The sequence below is a fragment of the Pseudomonas sp. McL0111 genome (assembly GCF_052567255.1).
On sequence record NZ_CP199585.1, the window covers coordinates 5,475,122 to 5,500,918 of the forward strand.

Annotated in this window: 19 protein-coding genes; 17 read left to right on the forward strand and 2 right to left on the reverse strand. The window is 58.6% G+C overall.

The window, feature by feature from the left end:
* Positions 1-81 precede the first annotated feature (81 nt).
* The 7 genes from ACTWLJ_RS24850 to ACTWLJ_RS24880 all read left to right on the forward strand — a co-directional run bounded on the left by ACTWLJ_RS24850 (position 82) and on the right by ACTWLJ_RS24880 (position 6,518).
* Entirely contained in the window at positions 82-1,431 is a 1,350-nt protein-coding gene (locus ACTWLJ_RS24850; RefSeq protein WP_445178866.1) for an APC family permease, read from the forward strand.
* 118 nt (positions 1,432-1,549) lie between these two features.
* Positions 1,550-2,566 carry an arginine N-succinyltransferase gene (locus tag ACTWLJ_RS24855; RefSeq protein WP_445178867.1) on the forward strand — a complete coding sequence of 339 codons (1,017 nt, stop codon included), beginning with the start codon at positions 1,550-1,552 and terminating at the stop codon, positions 2,564-2,566.
* 22 nt (positions 2,567-2,588) lie between these two features.
* Positions 2,589-3,623, forward strand: coding sequence for an arginine N-succinyltransferase (gene astA, locus ACTWLJ_RS24860; RefSeq protein WP_445178868.1), 1,035 nt, complete (start codon positions 2,589-2,591; stop codon positions 3,621-3,623).
* 161 nt (positions 3,624-3,784) lie between these two features.
* Positions 3,785-4,654 carry an isocitrate lyase/PEP mutase family protein gene (locus tag ACTWLJ_RS24865; RefSeq protein WP_401209951.1) on the forward strand — a complete coding sequence of 290 codons (870 nt, stop codon included), beginning with the start codon at positions 3,785-3,787 and terminating at the stop codon, positions 4,652-4,654.
* Positions 4,655-4,894: 240 nt separating this feature from the next.
* Positions 4,895-5,668 carry a hypothetical protein gene (locus ACTWLJ_RS24870; RefSeq protein ID WP_445178869.1) on the forward strand — a complete coding sequence of 258 codons (774 nt, stop codon included), beginning with the start codon at positions 4,895-4,897 and terminating at the stop codon, positions 5,666-5,668.
* On the forward strand, positions 5,665-6,345 hold the full coding sequence (locus ACTWLJ_RS24875; RefSeq protein WP_445178870.1) for a transposase: 681 nt from the start codon (positions 5,665-5,667) through the stop codon (positions 6,343-6,345). The genes ACTWLJ_RS24870 and ACTWLJ_RS24875 overlap by 4 nt, the downstream gene beginning before the upstream one ends.
* Positions 6,342-6,518: a hypothetical protein gene (locus ACTWLJ_RS24880; protein WP_445178871.1), complete on the forward strand. Its 177-nt coding sequence runs from the start codon at positions 6,342-6,344 to the stop codon at positions 6,516-6,518. The genes ACTWLJ_RS24875 and ACTWLJ_RS24880 overlap by 4 nt, the downstream gene beginning before the upstream one ends.
* 65 nt (positions 6,519-6,583) lie before the next feature.
* On the opposite strand, the gene ACTWLJ_RS24885 is transcribed toward ACTWLJ_RS24880, so the two are convergent.
* A complete protein-coding gene (locus ACTWLJ_RS24885; protein ID WP_445178872.1) occupies positions 6,584-7,819 on the reverse strand; it encodes a M20/M25/M40 family metallo-hydrolase in 1,236 nt (411 codons plus the stop codon).
* 211 nt (positions 7,820-8,030) lie between these two features.
* Positions 8,031-9,101 carry a diguanylate cyclase gene (locus ACTWLJ_RS24890; protein ID WP_445178873.1) on the reverse strand — a complete coding sequence of 357 codons (1,071 nt, stop codon included), beginning with the start codon at positions 9,099-9,101 and terminating at the stop codon, positions 8,031-8,033.
* 191 nt (positions 9,102-9,292) lie between these two features.
* Here ACTWLJ_RS24890 and ACTWLJ_RS24895 point away from each other — a divergent pair, with 191 nt between their 5' ends.
* The 10 genes from ACTWLJ_RS24895 to ACTWLJ_RS24940 all read left to right on the forward strand — a co-directional run bounded on the left by ACTWLJ_RS24895 (position 9,293) and on the right by ACTWLJ_RS24940 (position 25,782).
* Positions 9,293-10,747, forward strand: a complete 1,455-nt coding sequence (locus tag ACTWLJ_RS24895; RefSeq protein WP_445178874.1) for a flavin-containing monooxygenase — start codon at positions 9,293-9,295, stop codon at positions 10,745-10,747.
* Between the two features lie 21 nt (positions 10,748-10,768).
* Complete coding sequence (locus ACTWLJ_RS24900; protein WP_445178875.1) at positions 10,769-11,695, forward strand: alpha/beta fold hydrolase; 927 nt, start codon at positions 10,769-10,771, stop codon at positions 11,693-11,695.
* 187 nt (positions 11,696-11,882) lie between these two features.
* Positions 11,883-13,382: a glycolate oxidase subunit GlcD gene (gene glcD, locus ACTWLJ_RS24905; protein ID WP_445178876.1), complete on the forward strand. Its 1,500-nt coding sequence runs from the start codon at positions 11,883-11,885 to the stop codon at positions 13,380-13,382.
* Positions 13,382-14,431 (forward strand): glycolate oxidase subunit GlcE, encoded by a 1,050-nt coding sequence (glcE, locus tag ACTWLJ_RS24910; RefSeq protein ID WP_445178877.1) that lies wholly within the window; start codon positions 13,382-13,384, stop codon positions 14,429-14,431. Before glcD ends, glcE begins: the two co-directional genes overlap by 1 nt.
* 2 nt (positions 14,432-14,433) lie before the next feature.
* Positions 14,434-15,654, forward strand: coding sequence for a glycolate oxidase subunit GlcF (glcF, locus tag ACTWLJ_RS24915; RefSeq protein WP_445178878.1), 1,221 nt, complete (start codon positions 14,434-14,436; stop codon positions 15,652-15,654).
* An 87-nt stretch (positions 15,655-15,741) separates the two neighbouring features.
* On the forward strand, positions 15,742-17,124 hold the full coding sequence (gene hglS, locus ACTWLJ_RS24920; protein WP_445178879.1) for a 2-oxoadipate dioxygenase/decarboxylase HglS: 1,383 nt from the start codon (positions 15,742-15,744) through the stop codon (positions 17,122-17,124).
* A gap of 335 nt (positions 17,125-17,459) precedes the next feature.
* A complete protein-coding gene (locus ACTWLJ_RS24925) occupies positions 17,460-17,975 on the forward strand; it encodes an Hcp family type VI secretion system effector (RefSeq protein WP_445178880.1) in 516 nt (171 codons plus the stop codon).
* Positions 17,976-18,066: 91 nt separating this feature from the next.
* The gene (gene tssI, locus ACTWLJ_RS24930) at positions 18,067-20,109 is read left to right on the forward strand and encodes a type VI secretion system tip protein TssI/VgrG (protein WP_445178881.1); all 2,043 of its coding nucleotides are present in this window, start codon (positions 18,067-18,069) and stop codon (positions 20,107-20,109) included.
* Positions 20,099-20,839, forward strand: a complete 741-nt coding sequence (locus ACTWLJ_RS24935; protein WP_445178882.1) for a DUF4123 domain-containing protein — start codon at positions 20,099-20,101, stop codon at positions 20,837-20,839. Before tssI ends, ACTWLJ_RS24935 begins: the two co-directional genes overlap by 11 nt.
* A complete protein-coding gene (locus ACTWLJ_RS24940; RefSeq protein WP_445178883.1) occupies positions 20,836-25,782 on the forward strand; it encodes a polymorphic toxin type 46 domain-containing protein in 4,947 nt (1,648 codons plus the stop codon). The genes ACTWLJ_RS24935 and ACTWLJ_RS24940 overlap by 4 nt, the downstream gene beginning before the upstream one ends.
* The last annotated feature ends 15 nt before the right edge of the window (positions 25,783-25,797 follow it).

Genomic DNA, 25,797 nt, shown 5'->3' on the forward strand with positions numbered 1-25,797 from the left:
CTTTGACGATTGCTGACGCTGTAAACGATGGACCGACATAACAACTAAAACGATGGACAGGCTGACAAGGAGTTGCGCTTCATGGAAATTGAAGAGTTCGGCTACAAGCAAGAGTTGAAACGTAGCCTCACGCTCACCGATCTGGTGGTGTACGGGATGATCTTCATGATCCCCATCGCACCGTTCGGCGTGTATGGCTACGTCAATGCCGAGGCACCGGGAATGGTGCCGCTGGCGTACATTATCGGCATGGTGGCGATGTTGTTCACCGCGTTGAGCTACGGCAGCATGGCCAAGGCTTTTCCGATAGCAGGTTCGGTGTATTCCTACGCGCAGCGGGGCTTGAATCAACACGTTGGTTTCATCGCCGGCTGGCTGATGTTGCTCGACTACCTGCTGATTCCACCGCTGCTCTACGTCTATGCGGCGATGGCGCTCAACCACTTGTACCCGGACATTCCGAAAGTCGGATTCATCCTGGCGTTTTTGGTCAGCGCAACCTTCGTCAACCTGCGCGGCATCACCTTCACCGCACGGATGAACATCGTCTTCCTGCTGGCGCAACTGGTGGTGCTGGGGATCTTCCTGTTCTACGCCTGGACTGCCCTGCACAACGGCGGCGGTAACGGCGAACTGACCCTGGCGCCGCTGTATCACCCGGAAACTTTCAACTTCGCTCTGCTGATGCAAGCGGTGTCGATTGCGGTGTTGTCGTTCCTCGGCTTCGATGCGATTTCGACCCTTGCCGAAGAGATCAAGGGCGACCCGGGCCGCAGCGTCGGCAAAGCGGCGCTGATCACCCTGGTGGTGATGGGCGTGATTTTTGTCGTGCAGACCTGGATCGCTACCGATCTGGCGGCAGGCCTGGGCTTTAAGTCGGCGGATACCGCGTTCTATGAAATTGCCGAAATCGCTGGCGGCAGCTGGCTGGCAACGCTGACCGCAGTCGCTACTGCACTGGCCTGGGGCGTGGCTGTAGCGATCACCTCGCAAGCCGCTGTTTCGCGCCTGCTGTTCGGCATGGCCCGTGACGGCAAGCTACCGAAAGTACTGGCCAAGGTGCACCCGAAACACAACACGCCTTACCTGAGCATTTATCTGGTAGCCGTGCTGTCGCTGGTGATCTGCTACCTGTTCATCGACTCGGTCGACACCCTGACTTCGCTGGTCAACTTCGGCGCGCTCAGCGGTTTCATGCTGCTGCACCTGACAGTCATCAACTACTACTGGCGTCGGCAGAAGTCCGGCCAGGTGATCCGTCACCTGATCTGCCCGGTGATCGGCTTCATCATCGTCGCGGCCATCATGTACAACATGGGCGTCGATGCACAGAAACTCGGCCTGATCTGGATAGCGCTGGGCCTGGTGTACCTGTTCTTCCTGAACAAGCTCGGCGCCAGTACCGCGCTGCCTGACCCGAGCAATGGCTGACAAGAAAAAGGGCGGCGTCTGACAACAAATCAGGCGACCGCCGCTTTAAAGCGTGGAACCAGACAGTGATAGTCAGGTTCGGCGGATTCGCCGAACCCTTTGATACAGGAGTGCATCCATGCTGGTCTTACGCCCAGTCGAGCTAACCGACCTGCCTCAGTTGCAGCAACTGGCCCGCGACAGCCTGGTGGGAGTGACATCCCTGCCGGACGACAGCGAGCACCTGCGCGCAAAAATTGCCGCCTCCTGTGAATCATTCGCCAACCCGGCGCAGGCCCAGGGTCCGGAGAATTACTTCTTCGTGCTCGAAGACACCGAGCAACAGCAACTGCTCGGCTGCTCGGAAATCCTCGCCACCGCCGGCTACAAAGAACCGTTCTACAGCTTGCGCAACCGGCACTTCACCAGTGCCTCGCGCGAGCTGAACATCGAACACGGCGTGCCGGCGCTGTCGTTGTGTCATGACCTCAGCGGCCACACGCTGTTGCGCGGGTTTCACATCGACGCCGCACTGACACGAACCCCGTTTGCCGAATTGCTCTCACGGGCGCGCCTGCTGTTCATCGCCGCCCACGCGCAGCGTTTTTCCGATGCGGTGATCACCGAAATCGTCGGTTACAGCGACGACAACGGCCACTCCCCCTTCTGGGAGGCGCTGGGCAAGCACTTCTTCGACCTGCCCTATGCTGAAGCCGAGCGCCTGTGCGGTCTGCAAAGCCGCACGTTTCTGGCTGAACTGATGCCGCAATACCCGATTTACGTACCGATGCTGCCTCAGTCAGCTCAAGACTGTATTGGCCGCATCCACCCGGACGGCCAGGAAGCGTTCGATATCCTCGAACGTGAAGGCTTTGAAACCAACAGCTACATCGACCTGTTCGACGCAGGCCCGACCTTGTATGCACGCACCGCCAATATCCGCTCGATTGCCCAGAGCCAGATGGCGGTCGCTCAGCAGCGCACGTTGATCGATGCCCGAGGCCGCTATTTGTTGAGCAATGACGAATTGCAGGGTTTCCGCGCGATCATCGCCGAACTCGATTACCAACCCGGACAACCGCTGACCCTCACCCCGTCCATGTGCGTGGCGCTGAACGTGACTGCGGGCAGCCCGATTCGGCTGATTGCTCTGTGAACCGTGCCGAAGGAGTTACCCGATGATCGTTCGTCCGGTCAAAGTCAGCGATCTGTCAGCGTTGATCAATCTTGTACAACAGGCCGGCCCCGGGTTCACCACCCTGCCGGCCAACGAAGATCGCCTCGCCCATCGGGTGCGCTGGGCGCAACGGGCCTTTTCCGAACAGATCGAACGCGCCGACGCCGACTACCTGTTTGTGCTCGAAGACGATGACCTGCGTGTGGTGGGTGTCAGCGCCATGTCCGGGGCCGTCGGGCTGCGTGAGCCGTGGTACAACTATCGGGTCGGACTGACCGTCAGTTCGGCGCCGGATCTCGGCATTTCACGGCAAATTCCGACGCTTTTTCTGAATAATGAACTCACCGGACAATCCGAGCTTTGCTCATTGTTCCTGCACCCGGATCAACGACATGGCAGCAATGGCCGACTGCTGTCGCTCGGGCGCTTGCTGTTCGTCGCCGAGTTCCCGCAACTGTTCGGCGACCGGATGATCGCCGAATTGCGTGGCAGTGCCGACGAGCAAGGCTGTTCACCGTTCTGGGACAGTCTGGGCCGGCACTTCTTCAAGATGGATTTCAGCCACGCCGATCACTTGTCCGGACTGGGCAACAAGTCTTTCATCGCCGAACTGATGCCGCGCCAACCGCTGTATACCTGCATGCTGACCGAACAGGCGCAAGCGGTGATCGGGCAACCGCACCCCAATACCGAGCCGGCGCTGAAAATCCTCCGCGACGAGGGCTTTGTACATAAGGGCTATATCGATATCTTCGACGGAGGTCCGGTGATCGAAGCGTCGATTCCGAACATCCGCACTGTACGTGACAGCCTGGCGCTGACCCTGAGCCTCGGCACCCCGGACGATCAGGCGCCGCTTTGGCTGATCCATAACCGTCGTCTGGAAAACTGCCGCATCACCGTGGCGCCGGCCCGCCGGGTAGGCAACAGCCTGGTGGTCGACCGCCTGACCGCCAAGCGCTTGCAACTGCAACCGGGCAATTCGGTGCGGGCGGTGTTGTTGCCCAATCAGCAACAGCATGCCGTGGCGGCCTAAACCGCCGCTCTCTCGCCACAGGGAGGATTCCAGCCTCCTCCAGTTGGCACCGTCAGAAAATTCGTCATGATCCTTGACCCATTCGCGTGATAGCCTTTTCATTCTTCGGCGTTGACACATTTGCTCAAGCCTTTCCATTCCTTTGTATTGGTGGAACTCGTATGACCAGGCTTTCCCATCAAGATTTGCGCCGTAACTTCCGTCAACTGCTGGCATCCGACACCTGCTACCACACGGCCTCGGTGTTCGACCCGATGTCCGCGCGCATCGCCGCTGACCTGGGTTTTGAAGTAGGGATTCTCGGTGGCTCGGTAGCCTCGTTGCAGGTACTCGGCGCACCCGACTTTGCCTTGATCACCCTTAGCGAATTCGCCGAGCAGGCTACGCGCATTGGCCGCGTCGCCCAGTTGCCGTTCATTGCCGATGCCGACCACGGCTACGGCAACGCGCTCAATGTGATGCGCACCATCGTCGAACTGGAGCGCGCCGGTGTCGCCGCGCTGACCATCGAAGATACGCTGCTGCCGGCACAATTTGGTCGTAAGTCCACGGACTTGATCACCGTCGCTGAAGGCGTCGGCAAGATCCGCGCAGCACTCGAAGCCCGGGTCGATACGGAAATGGCGATCATCGCCCGTACCAACGCCGGCATCCTGCCCGTGCAGGAAATCATCAGCCGCACCAAGCAATATCAACAGGCCGGTGCCGATGGCATCTGCATGGTCGGGGTACAAGACTTCAACCACCTCGAACAGATCGCCGAACACCTGACTGTGCCGCTGATGCTGGTCACCTACGGCAACCCGGCACTGCGCGACGACAAGCGTCTGGCAGAACTCGGCGTGCGCGTGACCATCGATGGCCACGGCGCCTACTTTGCCGCGATCAAGGCGACGTACGACAGCCTGCGCGAGCAGCGGCAGATCTTCACTCAGGCATCGGACCTGAGCGCGACCGAACTGACGCACACCTATACCCAGCCTGAGGAATACATTCTCTGGGCGAAGGAATATATGAGTGTGAAGGAATAGTTTTTCTAAAACTTTAATTCCTCTGGCAATTTTCTAAACGGCCGGCAGACGCAATGTCACCGGCCGAACTGCCAAGAACACCGGGCCGAATCGCAATCGACCGCAGCCACATAACACACATAAAAACACAAACACCAACATCTAATAACAACTTCAGAGTTGTTATTAAACATCGACTCTCTATAATCCAAAACCATTAAACACCCACCAAATTTTAAACATAACAACAAAGCGACCCACATGATAAACACCCTACTCGACCACAACTTGACGCCTGCACAGCTAATCACCCGCATCAAGACAATGAATATGGGGCGCGAAGTAAAAAAACTGGCAGATGAGCTACTCAAACAAACAACAGACACTTTGAACTCATCTCAAAGCGCTGTAATCATGAGAGCAACAAACACCCACACAGGAACACTAACGCTACATCACAACGAAGTTGGAAACATCAGCCTCAAGGCGCCCGACAACGCACAGCCAGCAGAGCTGCTCTATTCGGTACCCGGCAACAGTGTTTTGTTTGCAATCAACGCAGAGTCGTTTTCCATTCAACTGTACACACTCGAAGATGAGTATCTGACGTGCGCAGAGCGAGTCATCGTCGATGCTGATAATCCTCTGTTCATCGACGGCACAAAGGCCCTGTTCGACAGCAATCCGCATGGAAACGGACACCCGGCATTTATTGGCAGCATCAATCTGCCAGACAGAAGCGCCGACATTGGAGTATTCGACCGCAATTCATTGCGAAAAATCGCTTGGTTCCCTCATGACGATAGCGCCGCACGCTACCTGGTGAGTCTTGAGTTACTTGAATCCGCACAAGACCCCGGGGTTTGCAAAGTGGCTGAAGAGTTGATTTATCATTATCACCCCGCTGTCGCCTGGAAAGCCTTTCAAGTGCTCAGGAGAGTGGATCTACAAGCTGCAATGAATTGCATACCGCTGTTGAGAAATCTGCAAAGCAATCGCCTGAATTATTTGCTCGACCAGTGTGAGGCGGCATGAAACTGCAGACCTTTATTGAGCGCATGACGTCCTACGACTTGCAGCGTGACAAATCAAAGATCACCGAAGATTTGCGGCAACTGGCTAAAAATCGAACTTTATTGAGCGAGCACCTTTACACCACCATTCAACAGGACGGTTTCAGCACTAAAAACACACTCTACGGTGCTTATGCCTTTGTCCTGCACTCGAATGATTTGTTTACCGTGCGCTTGGGTTTCTGGTCGCCGGTCACATCACAGGATGAGCGCGAGACTTTCATATATGACCTGAGTCACAGTCATGATTTTGAACTCTATTGCGTGGGATACAGCGGTGACGGCTACACCACCGTCTCGCGACAAATACTGGATCAAAATCCACTGCAAGCAGGAACAAAGCCTGAACTCGGCGAAGAACGAGTACTTAAACTTATTCCAGGTGAGGTGCTACACATGCTTCCACTACGAGAAGTACACAAACAGCTCCCACCTGAAACCATGTCCGCCTCGCTGAGTTTGCTTATTCACCCTCGGCAGGAGACCAAAACCGAAGAAGCCTGGTGCTTCGACGACAACCTGGTGCCGACTTATCCCGGCATCGCCCGACAGGAGACAGCGCTCTTTGAAAGCCTGCTGTCCCGGCTAAAACATGGACAGCATTCGCTGTCCATTCAATCAGAAAGGAAATCTGTATGAACAAGCAATCCGATAACTGGAACCAAACTCCGCTGCTTCACGCTGGTATCAACGTCATCAACACCCCCGTGAAGACGAGTTCGGCGGCTCCATGCCATGGCTTCATGCCGCGTTACAACGTGGGTAATATTCACGAAATCAAACAATTCTGGAACGTGCCACAACAAGGCTGAGTTGTTCACAACCAGAGCATCACAGGCGGCGGACTGCAAAGGTCTGCCGCCTTCAGACGTTGTAATTACTTGCCTGACAACTCCATGATCATCCGCGACAGCAGATAAATTCGTGGGGCGACGCTCTCAACCTCCGCGTATTCCTCCGGCGTATGAATATTACCGCCGACAATCCCGAAGCCATCTAGCGTCGGCGTTCCCACCCCGGCCGACAAACTCGCATCCGCCGCCCCACCACTGCCCTCTTCGGTCAACTTGCGGCCGATTTCGCCGTAGATCCCCTGCGCCATCGCCATCAATCGATCCGACTCAGCCGTTTGCGGCATCGGCGGAAGACCGCGTTGCAAGGTGGTTTTCACTTCTGTGTCAGGAATCAGCTTGTCCTGCGATACCCGCGCCAGATCCTTTTCGATCCGGTCGAACTCTTCCGGCACTGCTGCCCGCACATCAGCCTTGGCCGTTGCCTGATCCGGGATCACGTTGGTGCGATCACCGGCCTTGAGCACGGTGAAATTGATCGTGGTTTTCTTTTCTTCATCACCGAGTTTGCCCAACTGCAGAATCTGGTGCGCGACTTCCATTGCCGCGTTGCGCCCCAGTTCCGGGGCGACCCCGGCATGGGCCGCTTTGCCTTTGACTTCGACCAGCGCCGTGGCACTGCCCTTGCGCCACACCACCAAACCATCAGCCGGACGACCCGGTTCGAGATTGAGGGTCACGTCGTGGAGTTTCGCGGTTTTCTTGATCAGGTCGGTGGCGACATCCGAGCCGGTTTCTTCGCTGGCATCCAGCAGGAAGGTGATTTGTGCGTAGTCCTTGAAGTCGAGGTTCTTCAGGACATTCAGCGCATAGATGCCGGCGACGATGCCGCCCTTGTCGTCCATCACGCCCGGCCCGTAGGCACGGCCATCCTTGATATGAAATGGTCGTTCAGCAGCGGAGCCTTCCTTGAACACCGTGTCCATGTGCGCCATCAGCAGGATTTTTGCCTTGCCGGTGCCTTTAAAAGTCGCCAGCACATGGTTGGATTTTTCCGGGGTGTTGGGTACCAGCTCGATGGTCGCGCCAAGTTTTTTCAGTTCGTCGATGGCGATGTCACTGACTTGTTTGAGCCCCGGTTCATAACCGGAACCAGAGTCGATATTGACCAATCGTTCCAGCAGCTTCAGGGCTTCGGGTTTGTACTGCTCGGCATCGGCGAGCACTTGTTTGTGCGGTTCGGCGAAGGCGCTGGAGGCGGAGAAAGCGAGGGTCAGGCCGAGGCTGGCGGCGAGCAGAGTACGCGGGAGATGGAACGTCATGAATCGATCCTTGTTTCGTGTCGGGGGACTGAAACCGTACCCGACTTCGACGCAAGGCTCTATGCCGGATGCGACACAAACCTAATCAACAACACAAACCCTTGTAGGAGTGAGCCTGCTCGCGATAGCGGTGTGTCAGTCACCAAAAATGGTGGCAGACAGATGGCTATCGCGAGCAGGCTCACTCCTACAGGGGAGATTTTGTGCGCGCTCAGACCGAGTCGAGCAGCTCGTGATGCGGGCGATCGCTGTTGCAGATCACCCGGTTACGCCCACCGGTCTTGGCTTCGTAAAGTGCCTGATCGGCATCATTGAGCCAGCGGGTCGCATCGCTATGGGCCGGATCGTATGCCGCCAGGCCAATGCTCAGACTGACCGTCAGCGCCGGGCTCTGCTCATAACCCAGAGTGGAAAACCGTTCGCGCAGCGACTCCATCGCCTGCGCCGCATTGAACAGCGGCAAATCCGGGAGGATCACGCAGAACTCGTCACCGCCATAACGCCCCGCCACATCGGCAGCCCGCAGGTTCTGTTTGAGCATTTTGCTCAACTGACGCAGCACGATATCGCCAGCGACGTGGCCGTAGGTGTCGTTGATCGCTTTGAAATGGTCGATGTCGATCAGCGCAATCGCGGCACCCTGCTGCTGGAGTCTGCAGCGTTGGAAGGCGACATCCAGCTGATCTTTCCAGGCGCCGTGGTTGAGCAGACCGGTGAGGCTGTCGGTGCGACTCAGCGCCAGCAATTCACGCTTCTGTCGCCCGAGGGTGTAAGCCTGACGAAAGCAGATCCAGCCCAGTGCCAGCGGATACAGCATCAACAGCGGCAGGCAGGCATACAGTTGCGCCGGCGATGTTTGCATGACCAGCGCGGGCGCAAATACCACCAGACCGACGCCGACCCCTAGGAGCTGCACCGCCAGCCCCGCCGCGAGAAAGCGCAAACCGCCGATGGCGACGTTGTTCATCGCCATCATCGAAATGGTCGTGGCACTGGGCAGCGGATTGAAATGCATGGCGGCGACCCAGAAGCCGCCCATGAAAGCATCGACCAGCAGATTTCGATATTCGGCGTGATAGGGCACTCGCGCACGGCGTGCCCATTGATAACCCAGATGCGGCCAGACCAGACCGTTGAACAGCATCAAACCCCAGACCCACGGCGCCGGATCGAGCGGGTACATGGCCACACTGACGCACACCAGCCCCAGGACCAACCCGAGGGCTCGCGACGTATAAAGCCTCCTTGCCAATGAAAGTCCTTTTCCCCCCGTGTTTCCCATAAGGGCCTCGAACACTCAACGGAACCCGCGCACAGTGTCAGACGGATGTGATGGGAGTCTATCAGGGCGCCGTTAAATAGCCATCACCGGCCAGCAGCGTGAATACCGCGCCATCGCAGCCGCGCACAGTGCGAATTTTTAGCTATACATGAAAGGAGGAAAACGGAATAACGACTATAAGAAGGAGGCCCATGCAGACCTACCAGGTGTTGATCATCGGCAGCGGTTTTGGTGGCCAGTGCGCGGCGGTCAACTTGCTCAAGGCCGGTATCAATGACTTTCGCTTGCTGGAGCGACGGGATTTCTTCGGTGGCACCTGGTGCCAGAACACCTATCCCGGCGCGGCGGTTGACGTCCCCTCGCCACTCTATTCGCTGTCATTCGCGCCCTACCCGTGGTCGCAGATGTTTGCCGAACAGGCGCAACTCCATCAATACACCGAATACGTGATCGACAAGTTTGGCCTGCGCGAGCGCGTCGAACTGCAAGCCAATGTCGAGCGTGTCGAGTGGGATGACGCGCAAAAGCACTGGGTCGTGCACACGGGCGCCAAGGGCATCTTTCACGCGCAGTTCCTGATCAACGCCACCGGGCCATTAAGCCAACCGGTAATCCCGCAATTCCCCGGACAGGAACGCTTTCAAGGCAAGACTTTTCACACAAACAATTGGGATCACAGCTACGACTACCGCGGTAAACGCGTGGCCATCGTCGGCAGCGGCGCGAGTGCGGCGCAGGTGATTCCGGCCATTGCGCCGCATGTCGAACAACTGCATGTGTTCCAGCGCACAGCGCATTGGGTGCTGCCCCGCGCCGATCGCACCTTCGGCCGTTTTCAACGCTGGCTGCTGGGTTTGAAACCCGCCTATAAGTTGCTGCGCTGGCTGATCTACTGGCAATTCGAAACCCGGGTGATCGCCTTCAAATACTCAAAACCAGCGATTCATCTGGTGCAGCAACAAGCCCTGCGCTTTCTCAAGCGCCAGGTGCCGGACCCGGTGTTGCGCGAAAAACTGACCCCGGATTTCACCATCGGCTGCAAACGCATCCTGCTTTCCAGCACTTATTACCCGGCGCTGACCCGCGCCAACGTGACCTTGCACACTCGCGAACAAGGCATCGCCGCGCTCGACGAAACCGGCATCGTCACCACGGACGGTCAGCACATCGATGCAGACCTAATCGTCTGGTCGACCGGCTACGACGCTACCGACGGGGTGATTTCCTATCCGGTCAGCGGCAAGCACGCCGTGCAGCTCAAGGACGTCTGGGCGCAATACCCGCGCGCCTATCTGGGCACCAGTCTGCCGGACTTTCCCAACCTGTTTATCGTCACCGGCCCCAACACCGGGATCGGCCATACTTCGGCGCTGTTCATCATCGAATCGCAGATGAACTACATCCTCGACTGCATCCGCACCCTGCACGCCAAAGGCCTGCGCAGCATCGAAGTGCGGCCCGAAGCGGAACGTACCTACACTGAAATGATCCACCGGGAGATGGAGCGCACGGTCTGGAAGTCCGGCGGCTGCCACAGTTGGTATCAGAGCAAGAGCGGTCATGTGATCGCGATGTTTCCGGGGTTCAGTTTCAGCTATTACCGGTTGACCCGGGCGCTGAAACCGGCCGACCACATTCTGTCCTGAACACGTAAAAGGAAGACGTCGATGCTTGTGCTGTTTGTCGCCCTCGCGGTTTTCGTGGCTTGGAGCTGGTTGAGTTATCCGGCGGTCGGTCATTGGCTGTATGACCTGAGCATGGCTATCGAGGCCAAGTTGTATCGCCTGCACAAAATCGAGGTGCCAATCGCTGAAATGAGCGTCTCGACCTGGCAGGGCGGCCCCTACGAAGCCGCCAGCGCGATCCTGATGCTGCACGGCTACAGCGCCGAAAAAAATATCTGGCTACGCTGCGCCCGGCACTTTGTCGGCCAATACCGGGTGATCATCCCCGACCTCGCTGGCCACGGTGAAACCGGCTTCAAGGCCGGCGGCGGTTACGACATCCCGTTGCAGGCCAAGCGCATGATCCAGTTGCTCGACGTCTGCGGCGTAGAGAAAGTGCATGTGATCGGCAACTCGATGGGCGGCTACATCGCCGCGTGGCTGGCGGCGACTTATCCAGACCGGATCGCCTCGGTGGCGTTGATCGACCCGGCCGGTGTCACCGCGCCGGAGATGAGCGACATGGAACGTCATCTGGCCCGTGGGCATAACCCGTTCCTGATCAATTCGCGGGAAGAATTCCGCAACTTCTACGCGATGACCATGGCTTCGCCGCCGTGGGTGCCGGGACTGGTGCTGGACGCCATCGCCCAGCGCTATGAACAGCAGCGTGACGAGCTGGAAGAGATCTTCCGCGACTTCCGCGCCAGTCCGCCGATGGAGCCAAAACTGGCCGACATCAAATGCCCGGCGCTGCTGCTGTGGGGACGCAAGGATCGGCTGATCGATGTCAGCAGCGTGCCGGTGTGGAGCAAGGGCATCGCCAATCTGCGCGTGGAAGTGTGGGACAACGTCGGGCACATGCCGATGGTTGAACAACCGGGAAGTACCGCTCGGCTGTACCGGGAGTTCTTGGGAAGTCAGCGATGAATGGCAGCGCAACTACTGTGGCGAGGGAGCTTGCTCCCGCTGGGGTGCGAAGCGCCCCCAAACCAGAACATGCAATTTGTCTGAGCCAATGCAGGGTGAGCATTGGGTCTGCTGCGCAGACCAGCGGGAGCAAGCTCCCTCGCCACAGGAAATCCGGGGAGTTTCGATCATCAGCGGGTTGTGTCGGATGAACATCCTCTACGACGAACGCCTCGACGGGCCCTTACCCGAAGTCAACAAAGCCGAATTGCTCAAAACCTTGCAGCAGGCAATACCCGACCTCGACATCCTCTGGCGCGAAGAAGAACTCAAACCCTACGAATGCGACGGTCTCTCGGCCTACCGCACCACACCGATGCTGGTCGCCCTGCCCCGGCGGCTGGATCAAGTGCAAGCGCTGCTGAAACTGTGTCACGCACAACGTGTCCCGGTGGTCGCACGCGGCGCCGGCACTGGACTTTCCGGCGGCGCACTGCCACTGGAAAAAGGCCTGCTGCTGGTGATGGCGCGGTTTAACCAGATCCTGCACATCGACCCCGCCGCGCGCACCGCACGGGTTCAACCCGGCGTGCGCAATCTGGCGATTTCCCAGGCTGCCGCGCCGTTCGGTTTGTATTACGCGCCGGACCCGTCCTCGCAGATCGCCTGTTCGATTGGCGGCAACGTCGCGGAAAACGCCGGTGGCGTTCATTGCCTGAAGTACGGCCTGACCGTGCACAACCTGCTGAAACTGGAAGTCCTGACCATCGAGGGCGAACGCCTGACGCTGGGCAGCGAAGCCCTCGATTCGCCGGGTTTCGACCTGTTGGCGCTGTTCACCGGTTCCGAGGGTTTGCTCGGAATCATCACCGAAGTCACGGTCAAACTGCTGCCCAAGCCGCAAGTGGCGAAAGTGCTGCTGGCCAGTTTTGACTCGGTGGAAAAGGCTGGCCGGGCGGTAGCAGAAATTATCGCGGCAGGGATCATTCCCGGTGGCCTGGAGATGATGGATAACCTGGCGATTCGCGCCGCCGAAGACTTCATTCACGCTGGCTACCCGGTGGATGCCGAAGCGATCCTGCTGTGCGAACTGGATGGCGTCGAAGCCGACGTCCACGACGATTGCCAACGGGTCCGCGAAGTCATGTCCAAGGCTGGCGCCAGCGAAGTCCGTCAAGCTCGCGACGAGGCCGAACGCGTGCGGTTCTGGGCCGGGCGCAAAAATGCGTTCCCGGCCATTGGCCGTTTATCGCCGGATTATTACTGCATGGACGGCACCATCCCCCGTCGCGAATTGCCCGGCGTGCTGCAAGGCATCGCCCGCCTCGGCGCGGAATGCGGTTTGCGCGTGGCCAACGTGTTTCATGCCGGTGACGGCAACATGCACCCGCTGATTCTGTTCGACGCCAACGTCCCCGGCGAACTGGAGCGCGCCGAAGCGCTGGGCGGCAAGATTCTCGAACTGTGCGTGAAAGTCGGCGGCAGCATCACCGGAGAGCACGGTGTAGGCCGGGAAAAAATCAATCAGATGTGCGCGCAATTCAACAACCAGGAGCTGACTTTGTTTCACGCGGTCAAAGCCGCTTTCGATCCGCTAGGTCTGCTCAACCCCGGCAAGAACATCCCGACGCTGCAGCGTTGCGCCGAGTTCGGAGCGATGCACATTCATGCCGGACAACTGCCGTTTCCCGAGCTGGAGCGTTTCTGATGGCTGACTTCGATGCCGCCGATGCGCTTCTCGATCAGGTCAATCAAGCACGCGCCAATGGCACACCGCTGCGAGTTCAGGGCGGCAACAGCAAGGCCTTTCTCGGTCGCGAAGTGGCCGGCGAAGTGCTCGATACGCGTGTCCATCGCGGCTTCGTCAGTTATGACCCGACCGAACTGGTGGTCAGCGTACGCGCCGGCACACCATTGTCCGAGCTGCTCGCGACACTGGATGACGCCGGGCAAATGCTGCCGTGCGAACCGCCCTCATTCGGCGAGGGCGCCACGGTCGGCGGGATGATCGCCAGCGGATTGTCGGGACCTCGCCGGCCATGGTCAGGCTCGGTTCGCGACTTTGTCCTCGGCACACGCGTCATCACCGGCCACGGCCAGCATTTGCGCTTCGGCGGTGAAGTGATGAAAAACGTCGCGGGCTACGATCTCTCGCGGCTGCTGGCCGGCAGTTTTGGCTGCCTCGGCGTGCTCACCGAAGTCTCGTTGAAAGTGCTGCCCAAACCCCGGCAGTGCTTGAGCATTCGCCTCGATATCGATTGCCCGCGAGCGCTGACCAAACTTGCCGAGTGGGGCCAGCAACCGCTGCCGATCAGCGCCGCGTGTCACGATGGCAACAGTCTGTATCTGCGTCTTGAGGGTGGCGAAGGTTCAGTGACTGCCGCGCATCAACGACTCGGCGGTGAACCGCTGGACTCGACGTTCTGGCGCGATCTGAATGAACACCGTCTGAGTTTTTTCGACGAGGGCCTGCCGCTGTGGCGCCTGTCGTTGCCCAACAACCTCGGGCCAGTGGAACTGCCAGGCGAGCAATTGATCGACTGGGCCGGAGCGCAACGCTGGCTGAAATCCGATGCTGAGCACATTCAGATTTTCGCTCAGGAACTCGGTGGGCACGCCACCTGTTTTACCCACGGCGCCAGCGATCAGCCGTTCCAGCCATTGGCCCCGACGCTGATGCGTTATCACCGGCAACTGAAAGCGCAGTTCGATCCGCAGCGACTGTTCAACCCCGGCCGGATGTACCCGGAGCTCTAGGCATGCAAACCACCCTCAGCGAACAATCCCGACGCCTGCCCCGCGCTGCCGAGGCAGAAAAGATCCTGCGCAGTTGCGTGCACTGCGGTTTCTGCAACGCCACGTGCCCGACCTATCAACTGCTCGGCGATGAACTCGACGGCCCACGCGGGCGGATCTATCTGATCAAGCAAGTGCTCGAAGGCGCACCGGCCACCGCGCAGACTCAACTGCATCTGGATCGCTGCCTGTCGTGTCGCAACTGCGAAACCACCTGCCCCTCCGGCGTCGATTATCACAACCTGCTGGACATCGGCCGGGCAGTGGTCGATGCGGCGGTGCCACGCCCTGCATCCCAGCGTTTGCTGCGTGAAGGGTTGCGTGCATTGGCGCCGAATCCTGCACTGTTCAAAGGCTTGCTGCGGGTCGGTACGACGTTTCGCCCGCTGCTGCCACGGATGCTTGAAAGCAAACTGCCGCAGCATTTGCCGACATCGAGCCTGCGCCCTGTGCCACGCCATGCGCGACGGGTTCTGTTGCTAGAAGGCTGCGTGCAACCGGGGCTTTCACCGAATACCAATGATGCGACAGCGCGAGTCCTGGACCGATTGGGCATCAGCGTCACAGCAGTGACCGAGGCCGGTTGCTGCGGCGCGCTGGACTATCACCTCGACGCCCAGGAAAAAGGCCTCAACCGTGCCCGACAGAACATCGACGCATGGTGGCCGCATCTACAAAACGGCGCCGAAGCCATCGTGCAGACCGCCAGCGGCTGCGGCGCGTTCATCAAGGATTACGGGCATTTGCTGCAGCATGATTCGCGCTATGCGGACAAGGCGCGGCGGGTCAGCGAACTGACGCTGGATCTGGTGCAGATTCTTGCGCAAGAACCTTTGGAGCAAGTGTGCGCAGCGACTGAGCGACGAATCGCCGTGCATTGCCCGTGCACCCTGCAACACGCATTGAAACTCGGTGGCGCGGTGGAAGCAGTGCTTTCTCGACTGGGTTTCAATCTGACGGCGGTACCGGACGGGCATTTATGTTGCGGCTCGGCGGGCACCTATTCACTGACCCAGCCGACGCTCGCCCGACAGCTGCGCAACAACCGCCTCATTGCCCTGGAAAGCGGTCGACCGGAGCTGATCGTCACTTCCAACGTCGGTTGCCAAAGCCACCTCGCCAGCGCCGGACGCACGCCGGTCAAACACTGGATCGAACTGGTGGATCAGTCGTTGGCAGAATGAAGTCCGTAGGATTCTTCGTTTGCCGACGTCAGCGAAGGCTGCGATCTTTTCCTCCATCCTCTATATGACCGTGGCAGGAATTTTTTCATGACCGAGCAGCGTTTCGTCAGCCCCGACCTGATCCGCCAACGCTTTTCCAAAGCGATGTCCGACATGTACCGCGAAGAAGTGCCGCTGTACGGCGCGCTGATGGAACTGGTGGAACAGACCAATCGCGACGTGCTCGCGCGTGAACCGGACATCGCCCGGCGACTCGACAGCACTGGCGAAATCCAGCGCCTGGACATGGAACGGCACGGCGCCATTCGCGTTGGCACCGCGCAGGAACTGGCCACCCTCGCCCGCCTGTTTGCGGTGATGGGCATGCAACCGGTGGGTTATTACGACCTGACCCCGGCGGGCGTGCCGGTGCATTCGACGGCGTTTCGCGCCGTGCATGAAACGGCGCTGCAAGTCAGCCCGTTCCGGGTGTTTACCTCATTGTTGCGCCTGGAATTGATCGAAGATCCCGAACTGCGGGCATTCGCGCAGTCAGTGCTTGATCAGCGGTCGATCTTCACCCCGGCGGCCTTGCGCTTGATCTCGCAAGCGGAAACGGTGGGCGGACTCGACGAGGTTGAGGCCGCAGAGTTTGTCTTGCAGGCACTGGAAACCTTTCGCTGGCACCACAGCGCTACCGTCACCGCAGCGCAATACCAGACGCTCAGCGCCCAGCACCGTTTGATCGCCGATGTGGTGGCATTCAAAGGCCCACACATCAACCACCTGACCCCGCGTACGCTGGACATCGACATCGTGCAGGCGCAAATGCCGGCGCATGGCATCACCCCCAAAGCCGTGGTCGAAGGCCCGCCGCGCCGGCAATGCCCGATCCTGCTGCGCCAGACCAGTTTCAAAGCACTCGACGAACCGATTGCGTTTACCGACCAGAGCGACAGCCGAGGCAGCCACAGCGCGCGTTTCGGCGAGATCGAACAACGTGGCGCGGCGCTGACACCCAAGGGCCGTCAGTTGTATGACCGCTTGCTGAACGCCGCCCGCGATGAACTCGGCGAGTTCCCCAACGAAGCCAATGCCGCCCGTTACAACGCGCTGATGAGCCGGCACTTTGGCGAATTCCCTGACAGTGTCGAAGGCATGCGTGAACAGGATCTGGCGTACTTTCGCTATGTCGTCACGGAAAAAGGCCACGCAGCGCCAGGCAATGCTGGGGCGTCACTGCAGGAATGCCTGCGCGAGGGGCATGTGAAAGCCGAGCCATTGGTGTACGAAGATTTCCTGCCGGTGAGTGCGGCGGGGATTTTTCAGTCGAACCTCGGGGATGCGGCGCAGACCCACTATGGCGAACACTCGAATCGGCAGGCATTCGAGCAGGCGCTGGGGCGTCCGACGATTGATGAGTTGGGGTTGTATGCCGAGACGCAGCAGCGTTCGATTGATGAGTGTCTGGTACTGCTTTCGCATCGGTAGAGTTTTTGCTTTTCCAGTGAGTGATGGCATCAGGCCTTACTGCGCAAGAAGTTGCGCACTTGTTTCGCGAAAAACCTCATCAAAACCGCTACAGGCCATGATCGGCGTGGCCTGTAGCCAAGTGCGCAAGAAGTTGCGCAGTACTGCGCAACTTCTTGCGCACTTCAGACCGGATTTTCTCGGTATTTTCGTCCCGTGAGCCGAACGAAATTGCTAACTCTTTGTTTCATATGGAGGCCCGTTCTGTTGGCACATTCCTTGATAACGATTCAGGTACCCACCGGGCGATTTCGCCTCCCGGGCACCCTAAATCAGTCAGCAAGGAGAGCACCCTCATGGCAACACCAGCGTACATGTCCGTCACCGGCGAAAAACAAGGCCTGATCACTGCCGGCGCGTTCACCGCCGACTCCGTTGGCAACACCTACCAGGAGGGTCATGAAGACCAGGTCATGGTTCAGGCATTCCAGCACGACGTGATCATCCCGCGTGACCCGCAATCCGGTCAGCCAACCGGCCAGCGCGTTCACAAGCCGGTCATCATCACCAAGGTCTACGACAAGGCTTCGCCTCTGCTGCAAGCTGCTCTGACTTCGGGCGAGCGCATGAGCGAAATCGTTATCCAGTGGTATCGCACTTCTGCTCAAGGTACCCAAGAGCACTACTACACCACCAAACTGGAAGACGCGATCATCGTCGCCATCAACAACAAAATGCACAACTGCCAGGACCCGGGCAACTCGCACTTCACTCACCTGGAAGAAGTGCAGTTCACCTACCGCAAAATCACCTGGACCCACGAAGTATCCGGCACTTCGGGTTCCGATGACTGGCGTCTTCCAGTCGCTTGATTGCGGCTGATCGTTACAAGCATCGGCCAGCTCTGCTGGTCGATGTTGTTTCCGCAATTCCGGATATTTGTGACAGCACGAGGAACAACGGATGTTCGCGCCGGCCAATGAAACCCACTTTGCCCTGACCATTGAAGGTCTTTCCGCTGACTTTCAGGTTTTCACCCTGACCGGTCGGGAAGCCATCAGCCAGCCTTTTGTATTCGAGGTAGAGCTGGTCAGTGAGCAGCCGTCGCTGGACCTCGAAACCCTGCTGCACAAACCAGCCTTCCTGCAACTGTCGCCCGACGGCAGCGGCATTCATGGCCAGATCTATCGCGCCGCGCAAGGCGATTCCGGTAAACGCCTGACGCGTTATTCGGTGACCCTACGCCCGCAACTGGCGTATCTGGCGCACCGCTTCAACCAGCGTATTTTTCAGAACCTCACGGTGCCGAAAATCATCGGCATGGTTCTCGAAGAACACGGCATCCAGAGCAACGCCTACCAATTCAAGACCGGTTCGATCTATCCCGAGCGCGTTTATTGCGTGCAATACGATGAATCGGACCTGCATTTCATCCAGCGCCTGTGCGAGGAAGAAGGTATCCACTACCACTTCCAGCACAGCGCTACTGGCCACCTGCTGCTATTCGGCGATGACCAGACCGTCTTCCCGAAACTCGCTCCCGTGGCCTATCAACAAGACTCCGGCATGGTCGCCAGCGACCCGGTGATCAAGCGCTTCGACCTGCGCCTGGAAACCCGCACCAGCCGCACCACCCGCCGCGATTACGACTTCGAAAAACCGCGGATCACCCTCGAAAGCGAAAACCGTGGCGATGCCCTGCCCGACCTTGAGGATTACGATTATCCGGGTCGTTTCGTCGACCGCGAGCGCGGCAAACACCTGGCCAAACGCGCCCTCGAACGTCACCGCAGCGACTTCCAGCTTGCCGAAGGTAAAAGCGATCAGCCGTTGCTGGTTAGCGGCCATTTTCTCGCCCTGACCCAACACCCGAAAGCCAAGTGGAACGACCTTTGGCTGCTGACCGAAGTGCTGCACGAAGGCAAACAACCGCAAGTGCTCGAAGAGTCGGTGACCAGCGACACCACCGCGCTGAAAGACGATTTCCATCAGGGCTACCGCAACCGCTTTCAGGCGACCCCGTGGGACGTGCCGAACCGCCCACCACTGCGCCACCCGAAATCCCGCATCCTCGGCAGCCAGAGCGCCGTGGTCACCGGTCCGAAAGGCGAAGAGATCCACTGCGATCAGTACGGCCGCGTCAAAGTCCAGTTCCACTGGGACCGCGAAGGCCAGGCCGACGACAAAACCAGCTGCTGGCTACGCGTTTCCAGTGCCTGGGCCGGCGCGCAGTACGGCGGCATCGCCATCCCGCGCATCGGCATGGAAGTGCTGGTGACCTTCCTTGAAGGCGATCCCGACCAACCGCTGATCAGCGGCTGCCTGTACCACAAGGAAAACACCGTTCCGTACGCGCTGCCGGCGAACAAAACGCGCACCACGTTCAAGACCCTCAGCTCGATGGGTGGTGGCGGTTTCAACGAACTGCGCATTGAAGACAAAAAGGGTCAGGAACAAATCTTCCTGCACGCCCAGCGGGATTGGGACGAGAACATCGAGCACGACCAGAAAATTCGCATCGGCAACGAGCGTCACGATCTGGTCGAGCAAAACAGCTACACGGAATTCAAGGCCGAAGAACACCACACCGTCTACGCCGACCGCAAAGTCGAGGCCCGCGCCAACGATCACCTGACCGTTGGCGTCAACCAGCACATCAAAATCGGCACCGGCCAGTTCATCGATGCAGGCCAGGAAATCCACCTGAGCAGCGGCATGAAAGTGGTGATGGAAGCCGGCGCCGAACTGACTCTGGTGGGTGGCGGCAGCTTCATCAAGATCGATGCCGGCGGCGTGACCATGAGCGGGCCGGCGATCAAGATGAACTCCGGCGGAGGCCCGGGCAGCGGCACCGCAGCCGCCCCGTTGCTACCCGGCAAACTGCAACAGGCCGACGCCGACAAGGCCGGCGCGGTGCTCACGCCCGCCCAGATCAACACCCTGAAACGCAACGCGCCGTTCTGTGAGGAATGCGAGAAGTGCAAGGCAGGTGCCTGTGCGATCTGATCTGTTGAGTCCGCAAGCGTGGTTGGCCGAACGCCCTTTGCAAACAGGCGAACGTCTCTATCTGGTCATCAGCGCAGCAAGTGATGCCGAGCCGCTGAAACCGTTCTACCAGCAAGATAACGCAGCACAACTGCTGCCGATCTGGGGCGGAACACCGTATGCCGACTGGCAGCCGGTCATGCCCTACCTTGCCGAGATCAAACCTCAGATCGGATTTCTGCAATGGGTTGCCGAAACCGATGCACAGGACTGGGGCTGGCTGGCGGTGTCCCGATCCGAGCCGAACGAAGTGTTCGAGCATCTGCGCAGCCTGACGCAGGTGAAAATGCCGGACGGGACGGAGGTGTTTTTCCGCTTCTGGGATGGGCGGCATATCTATCCGATCCTTGAAGGGCTGGGCGCCACGGCTGGGGAAATCCTGCCTGTGTTTGAGCGATATCTTATCAATGGCCAAACGCTGGAGGTTGGGCCTAGGGTCGTGCCGAAGGCGAAGGATTGGCCGTGGTGGGAAATCCCCCAGAAGCTGTTGGACGAACTCGCCAAAAAAGACCAAACAACCGTTATCGAAAACCTACTGCAGTGGCTGGAAGAAGACTGTCCAGAACTCTATTTCGAATTTCCCGAAGCCAACTTGCGCAGAAAGGTTGAGCGCTTCGTACGTCAAAACGCCAATACCGAAGATATGGCAGAGCGCCTTGCCGCCCAGCTGACAAAGGAAGTCACGTCATGAATACCCCGATTGGTACCTTGGTTCTGCGCGTGCTGGACGCCAAAACGCCTGACGTGAGCCTGATACTCAAAGACTTCAAAAACTGTCTGAGCGATTACAAGGACTGGGCCGACGGTTTCTGGACTGGCTGGGCGCTGGATGTCGATCAGACTTTCAAGGTCGGCAACGAAGTCAGCGTGACCAAACGCAAGACTAAAACCGGTGCCGTCGAGACCTATGCGACTTGCCCTCTAGTAGGTGACTTCACGCTGATTCACATGTTCGAATCGGCGCGCTTCGTGCCCATCGGTAACACCCCGGTGAAGCTGGAGCCGGTCACCAAAGGGACGTTCTACGACGACGTCACCGGTCCGGTCATCGAAACGATGATTGGCCCGAGCGGCATTAAAGTGATCGACGGCTGCAAGAAAGGCCAGACCTACCGGATCACCTTTTTCCCCAACGTTTCTCAAAGCGACGTCAAGGCACTGTATGACTCCTACCAAGGGCTGATCGGCAAACTCGACGGTTGGCTGCAAAGCGAATGGTCGAGCAAGTTCCAGCCGCAATGGGTCAGTTACTCGGCGGCGGATCGTGCCGGGCGTTCGGTCATCTTGCTCAAGCGCGCCCTCGACGGTTTCGAAGCGGCGCTGCTGCGGCTATGGGACGACATCAAAAGCCTGTTCGATCTGCTGGCGAATCCAAAGAAAAACTACGAAAAACTCAGCAAGTTTCTTTCGGATATCGAGATCGACAAACTCTATGCCGCCTCCAAGGAGTCGATCGCTTCGGGGTTGTTGATTCTCAGCGACGAGCCGCTGATGTTCATCTACGTCTCGGCGATTGTGGCGTGGGTCGGCATGCTGCCACCGCAGGTGGTTGTCGATGTCATGACGGCCATCGCGTCCGAGTTCCTGATCAACGTGGTCGTGGGTATCTGCCTTACGGGCGGTGCCGGGATCGCGGTCAGGGCGGGCACGAAAGTCCTGTCGACGGTCAAGTCCGGTGAGGCGATCAAGTACCTTGACGACCTGGCCTCCACCCTCATGACCCTGAGCGGCAAGCACAGTCTGCCCGCGCACGCAGAAATATCGAAACCGGTGATCGCCAGCGCGAAAAACGTCCCGATGAAAGCGACTAAAACAGCAGCGATAAAAATCGATGAAGCTGTTGCAGAAGCGCCAAAACCTAAGGTGGTCAAACCTGACTCACGCAGCCAAGTGCCTCAGCAACCTGCGAAGAGTCAGTTGCCAAAAACTGCGGACACGCCAAAACAAGAGGTCAAGGACGCCTCTTCGTTTCCTCGGAGCAAGAAGCACAATCAAGGCAAGCTTGAGCCCACGGAAAAAGTCGACAACGCACCCGCGCAGTCAAAGAACCCCGACGACAAGAGCGCCAGTTGCGCGAAAAAAACCTGCACCAACGGCTGCCCGGTGTCGATGGTCACTGGCGAAGAGTTGTTGACGATCACCGATGGCGAGCTGGCCGGGGTGTTGCCGTTCAGCTGGACTCGCCTCTACCGCACCAGCGCCGCCGAAATCGACTGTGGTCTCGGTTACGGCTGGAGCCACGCACTCGCCCAGCGAGTGGAAATCAATGGCGAAGAAGTCGTCTGGACTGACCACGAAAACCGGGTTACCACCTTTCCATTACCCAGTGTGCAGCGCCCGGCCATCACCAATAGCCTCTCGGAAGCGGCGATCTTTCTGGGTGATGATCCATCCGAACTGATCCTGACGCAGGCTGGTGAACGCAAGCAGTTCTACCACTTCCGATATGACCGTAAAGGCGCGACGCTGATCGCCATCAGCGACAACTACGACAATCGTCTGCACATCAATCGCGATATTCATGGCCGGATCAAACGCGTGGACAACGGCGCTGGCCGCGCCCTTCTCGTGCGTTACGACCGTAAACACATCGTCGCCATCGACTATCAACAGTTCATCCCGGCAGACAACCTCGAAGACGCCTGGAGCACCATCCAGACGCTGGTCAGCTACGAATACGACGCGCAGAAACGCCTGATCAAAGCGACTAACGCGGCAGGCGAAGCGGAGCGTTACGCCTACAACGAGCAGAACGTCATTCTCGAACGGCAACTGGCCGGTGGCGCGAGTTTCTATTGGGAGTGGGAAAAGGAAGGCAAGTCCGCACGCTGCATCCACCACTGGGCCAGCTTCTCGCAGATGGATGCGCACTACGCGTGGGATGACCAAGGCAGTGTCACTGTCACCAACGCTGATGGCAGCGAAGAAATCTACACCCACGATGACAAGGCTCGACTGGTCGCCAAAGTCGATCCGGATGGCGCAGAACATCTAAAAGCCTACGACGACAACGGCCGATTGGTCGCCGAAAAAGACCCGATGGGCGCGGTGACGGAATACCAGTACAACGAAGCTGGCCGATTGGTCGCCGTGTTGCCACCGGAGGATGAACCGACCACTTACGAATACCGCCACGGCTACGTCCGCGTGGTGAACCGTGGCCAGGCCAAATGGATTTACTGGCGCAACGATCAGGGCGATATCACCGAGCAAGTCGACCCGGACGGCAACTCGACCTTCTACAATTACGACCGTCAGGGCCGTCTGCTGGAAATCAGCCACCCCGACGGCAGCCGCCATCAACTGAGCTGGAACAACCTCGGCCAATTGCTGGAGGAACGCCTGCCCGACGGCGGTCAGCGCAAATACCGCTACGACGCACTCGGTCGGCAAATCACCCGCCAGGCCGAAACTGGCGCCATCACTCAGTACCAGTGGGATGCGGCCAATCGTCTGGCAGAGATCACCCTGCCCGGCGGCGCCACTCGCGCATTTACTTATAATCCGTACGGCCGCGTCACTGCCGAGCGCGACGAACTCGGACGCATCACGCGATACGAGTACGCCGACAACCTGCACCTGGTCAGCCGTCGTATCAACCCCGACGGCAGTCAACTGCGCTATCGCTACGACAATGCACGCCTGTTACTCACCGAGATCGAAAACGAACGTGGCGAGCATTACCACCTCGACTATTACTCCAACGGTCTGATCCAACAGGAAACCGGCTTCGATGGCCGGCGCACCGCGTACGAATACGACCTCAACGGCAAGTTGCTGAAGAAAACCGAATTCGGCGACGATGCCAGCGAACTGATCACCGAATACCAGCGCGACGCCGCTGGCCGCTTGCTGGTGAAAACCCTGCCCGATGGCGAGGAAGTTCACTTCAGCTACGACGCCCTCGGCCGACTGGTCAATGTCGACGACGGCCACTGGCCGCTCGCTTACGAGTACGACCTGCAAGATCGCCTCGTTACCGAACACCAGGGCTGGGGCACCACGCGTTACGAATACGACAACGTCGGCCAACTCATGCACTGCCGCCTCCCGGACGGCAGCACGCTCGACTATCGCCATCAACCCGGTGGCCAACTCAGCAGCATCGACCTCAACGGTTCGCGCCTGACCAGCCACCAGTTCAGCGCCGGCCGCGAACAACAGCGCCAGCAAGGCCTGCTGCTCAGCCAATACCAGTACGACGAACAAGGTCGGCTGCAAGCGCACAGCGTCGGTCAACGCGAGAAAAATCTGTTCCAGCGTCGCTACAACTACGACGCCAACGGCAACCTCGCTGGCATCGATGACAGCCGCAAAGGCAATCGCAGCTATCACTACGACCCACTCGATCGCCTGATCAGCGTGCGCGGCGCAACACCAGAGAGCTTCGCCCACGACCCCGCTGGCAACCTGCTCGAACAAGGCAACGCTCCAGCCGCCAACCTTGCCAACGTCAAAGGCAACCGTTTGTTGATGCAGGGCGACCGGCATTACGACTACGACGCCTACGGCAACCAGATCCGCGAAAGCCGGGGTACCGGGCAGAAACTGGTCACAGAGTACCGCTACGACTGCCAGCATCGCCTGATTGGCGCCAGCCTGCCGGGTGGCAGCACCGCAAGCTACAAATATGACGCCTTCGGTCGGCGCATCGAAAAAACCGTCGACGGCCAGACCACAGAATTCCTCTGGCAAGGCGAACGCCTGATCGCCGAAAGCGCAGACAACCGCTATCGCACCTACATCTACGAACCCGGCACCTTCCGCCCGCTGGCCATGCTCGACGGCGAAGGCCCACTGAAAGCGACACCGTTCTACTACCAACTCGACCACCTCGGCACCCCGCAGGAACTCACCGACTACAGCGGCGACATCATGTGGTCCGCCAAATACCGGGCCTACGGCAACCTTGCAGCGCTGGACGTCGCCGAGATCGACAACCCGTTGCGCTTTCAGGGCCAGTATTTCGATGCCGAGACAGGGTTACATTACAACCGGCACCGCTACTACAATCCGGGTACCGGACGGTTCTTGACCCCGGACCCGATCAAGCTTGCGGGTGGGTTGAATAACTACCAGTACGTGCCTAACCCTACGGGGTGGGTTGATCCGTTGGGGTTGGCTTGCGTACCGGGTGAATGTCCTGATGACAGACGAACCGAACTTAATCAGAAATATGGACGTACTGGAGAGATCAACCAAGACATCAACATCCGAGGTAGAAAAGCTACAGCTACGGAATTTTATAGGGGGCAAGGCTTTGAGGAAACGAGCATTCCTGGACACTTGAACGGTATAGACTTTAATCAATCAGTTAACATCGAAACCTTGAACCGTGGAAAGACCGTTTATCAATATCAATCACCCGGAGCCCCCCAAGGTAATTATTATTCACTCAATCCCGGGACTACTCCATCAGAACTAGGAATAGGATCTCTCGGCGACAACCGAGCTGCTGGAACTGTTGAGCTAAAATTGCAAGGGATTTACCGTACAATGGAAAAAACACCCGTTTTGAAGTCAACTGCAAAATCAATAGATGATACATGGTCAGTTAAAGGAACAACACAACCTTCATCAGGGGGGGGCACTCAAGTTTTCAGTGCCTCGAAGGGAAGCTTTGAAAAACAATAACTGGCGATTAGCCAA

Bases quoted from the DNA above. Each gene is read 5' to 3' on its own strand.
- ACTWLJ_RS24870 (WP_445178869.1), top strand. From the start codon at position 4,895: ATGATAAACACCCTACTCGACCACAACTTGACGCCTGCACAGCTAATC.
- ACTWLJ_RS24895 (WP_445178874.1), top strand. From the start codon at position 9,293: ATGCAGACCTACCAGGTGTTGATCATCGGCAGCGGTTTTGGTGGCCAG.
- ACTWLJ_RS24880 (WP_445178871.1), top strand. From the start codon at position 6,342: ATGAACAAGCAATCCGATAACTGGAACCAAACTCCGCTGCTTCACGCT.
- ACTWLJ_RS24890 (WP_445178873.1), bottom strand. From the start codon at position 9,101: ATGGGAAACACGGGGGGAAAAGGACTTTCATTGGCAAGGAGGCTTTAT.
- hglS (WP_445178879.1), top strand. From the start codon at position 15,742: ATGACCGAGCAGCGTTTCGTCAGCCCCGACCTGATCCGCCAACGCTTT.
- ACTWLJ_RS24885 (WP_445178872.1), bottom strand. From the start codon at position 7,819: ATGACGTTCCATCTCCCGCGTACTCTGCTCGCCGCCAGCCTCGGCCTG.
- glcD (WP_445178876.1), top strand. From the start codon at position 11,883: ATGAACATCCTCTACGACGAACGCCTCGACGGGCCCTTACCCGAAGTC.
- ACTWLJ_RS24925 (WP_445178880.1), top strand. From the start codon at position 17,460: ATGGCAACACCAGCGTACATGTCCGTCACCGGCGAAAAACAAGGCCTG.
- ACTWLJ_RS24855 (WP_445178867.1), top strand. From the start codon at position 1,550: ATGCTGGTCTTACGCCCAGTCGAGCTAACCGACCTGCCTCAGTTGCAG.
- ACTWLJ_RS24865 (WP_401209951.1), top strand. From the start codon at position 3,785: ATGACCAGGCTTTCCCATCAAGATTTGCGCCGTAACTTCCGTCAACTG.
- tssI (WP_445178881.1), top strand. From the start codon at position 18,067: ATGTTCGCGCCGGCCAATGAAACCCACTTTGCCCTGACCATTGAAGGT.
- ACTWLJ_RS24940 (WP_445178883.1), top strand. From the start codon at position 20,836: ATGAATACCCCGATTGGTACCTTGGTTCTGCGCGTGCTGGACGCCAAA.
- ACTWLJ_RS24875 (WP_445178870.1), top strand. From the start codon at position 5,665: ATGAAACTGCAGACCTTTATTGAGCGCATGACGTCCTACGACTTGCAG.
- glcE (WP_445178877.1), top strand. From the start codon at position 13,382: ATGGCTGACTTCGATGCCGCCGATGCGCTTCTCGATCAGGTCAATCAA.
- glcF (WP_445178878.1), top strand. From the start codon at position 14,434: ATGCAAACCACCCTCAGCGAACAATCCCGACGCCTGCCCCGCGCTGCC.
- astA (WP_445178868.1), top strand. From the start codon at position 2,589: ATGATCGTTCGTCCGGTCAAAGTCAGCGATCTGTCAGCGTTGATCAAT.
- ACTWLJ_RS24900 (WP_445178875.1), top strand. From the start codon at position 10,769: ATGCTTGTGCTGTTTGTCGCCCTCGCGGTTTTCGTGGCTTGGAGCTGG.
- ACTWLJ_RS24850 (WP_445178866.1), top strand. From the start codon at position 82: ATGGAAATTGAAGAGTTCGGCTACAAGCAAGAGTTGAAACGTAGCCTC.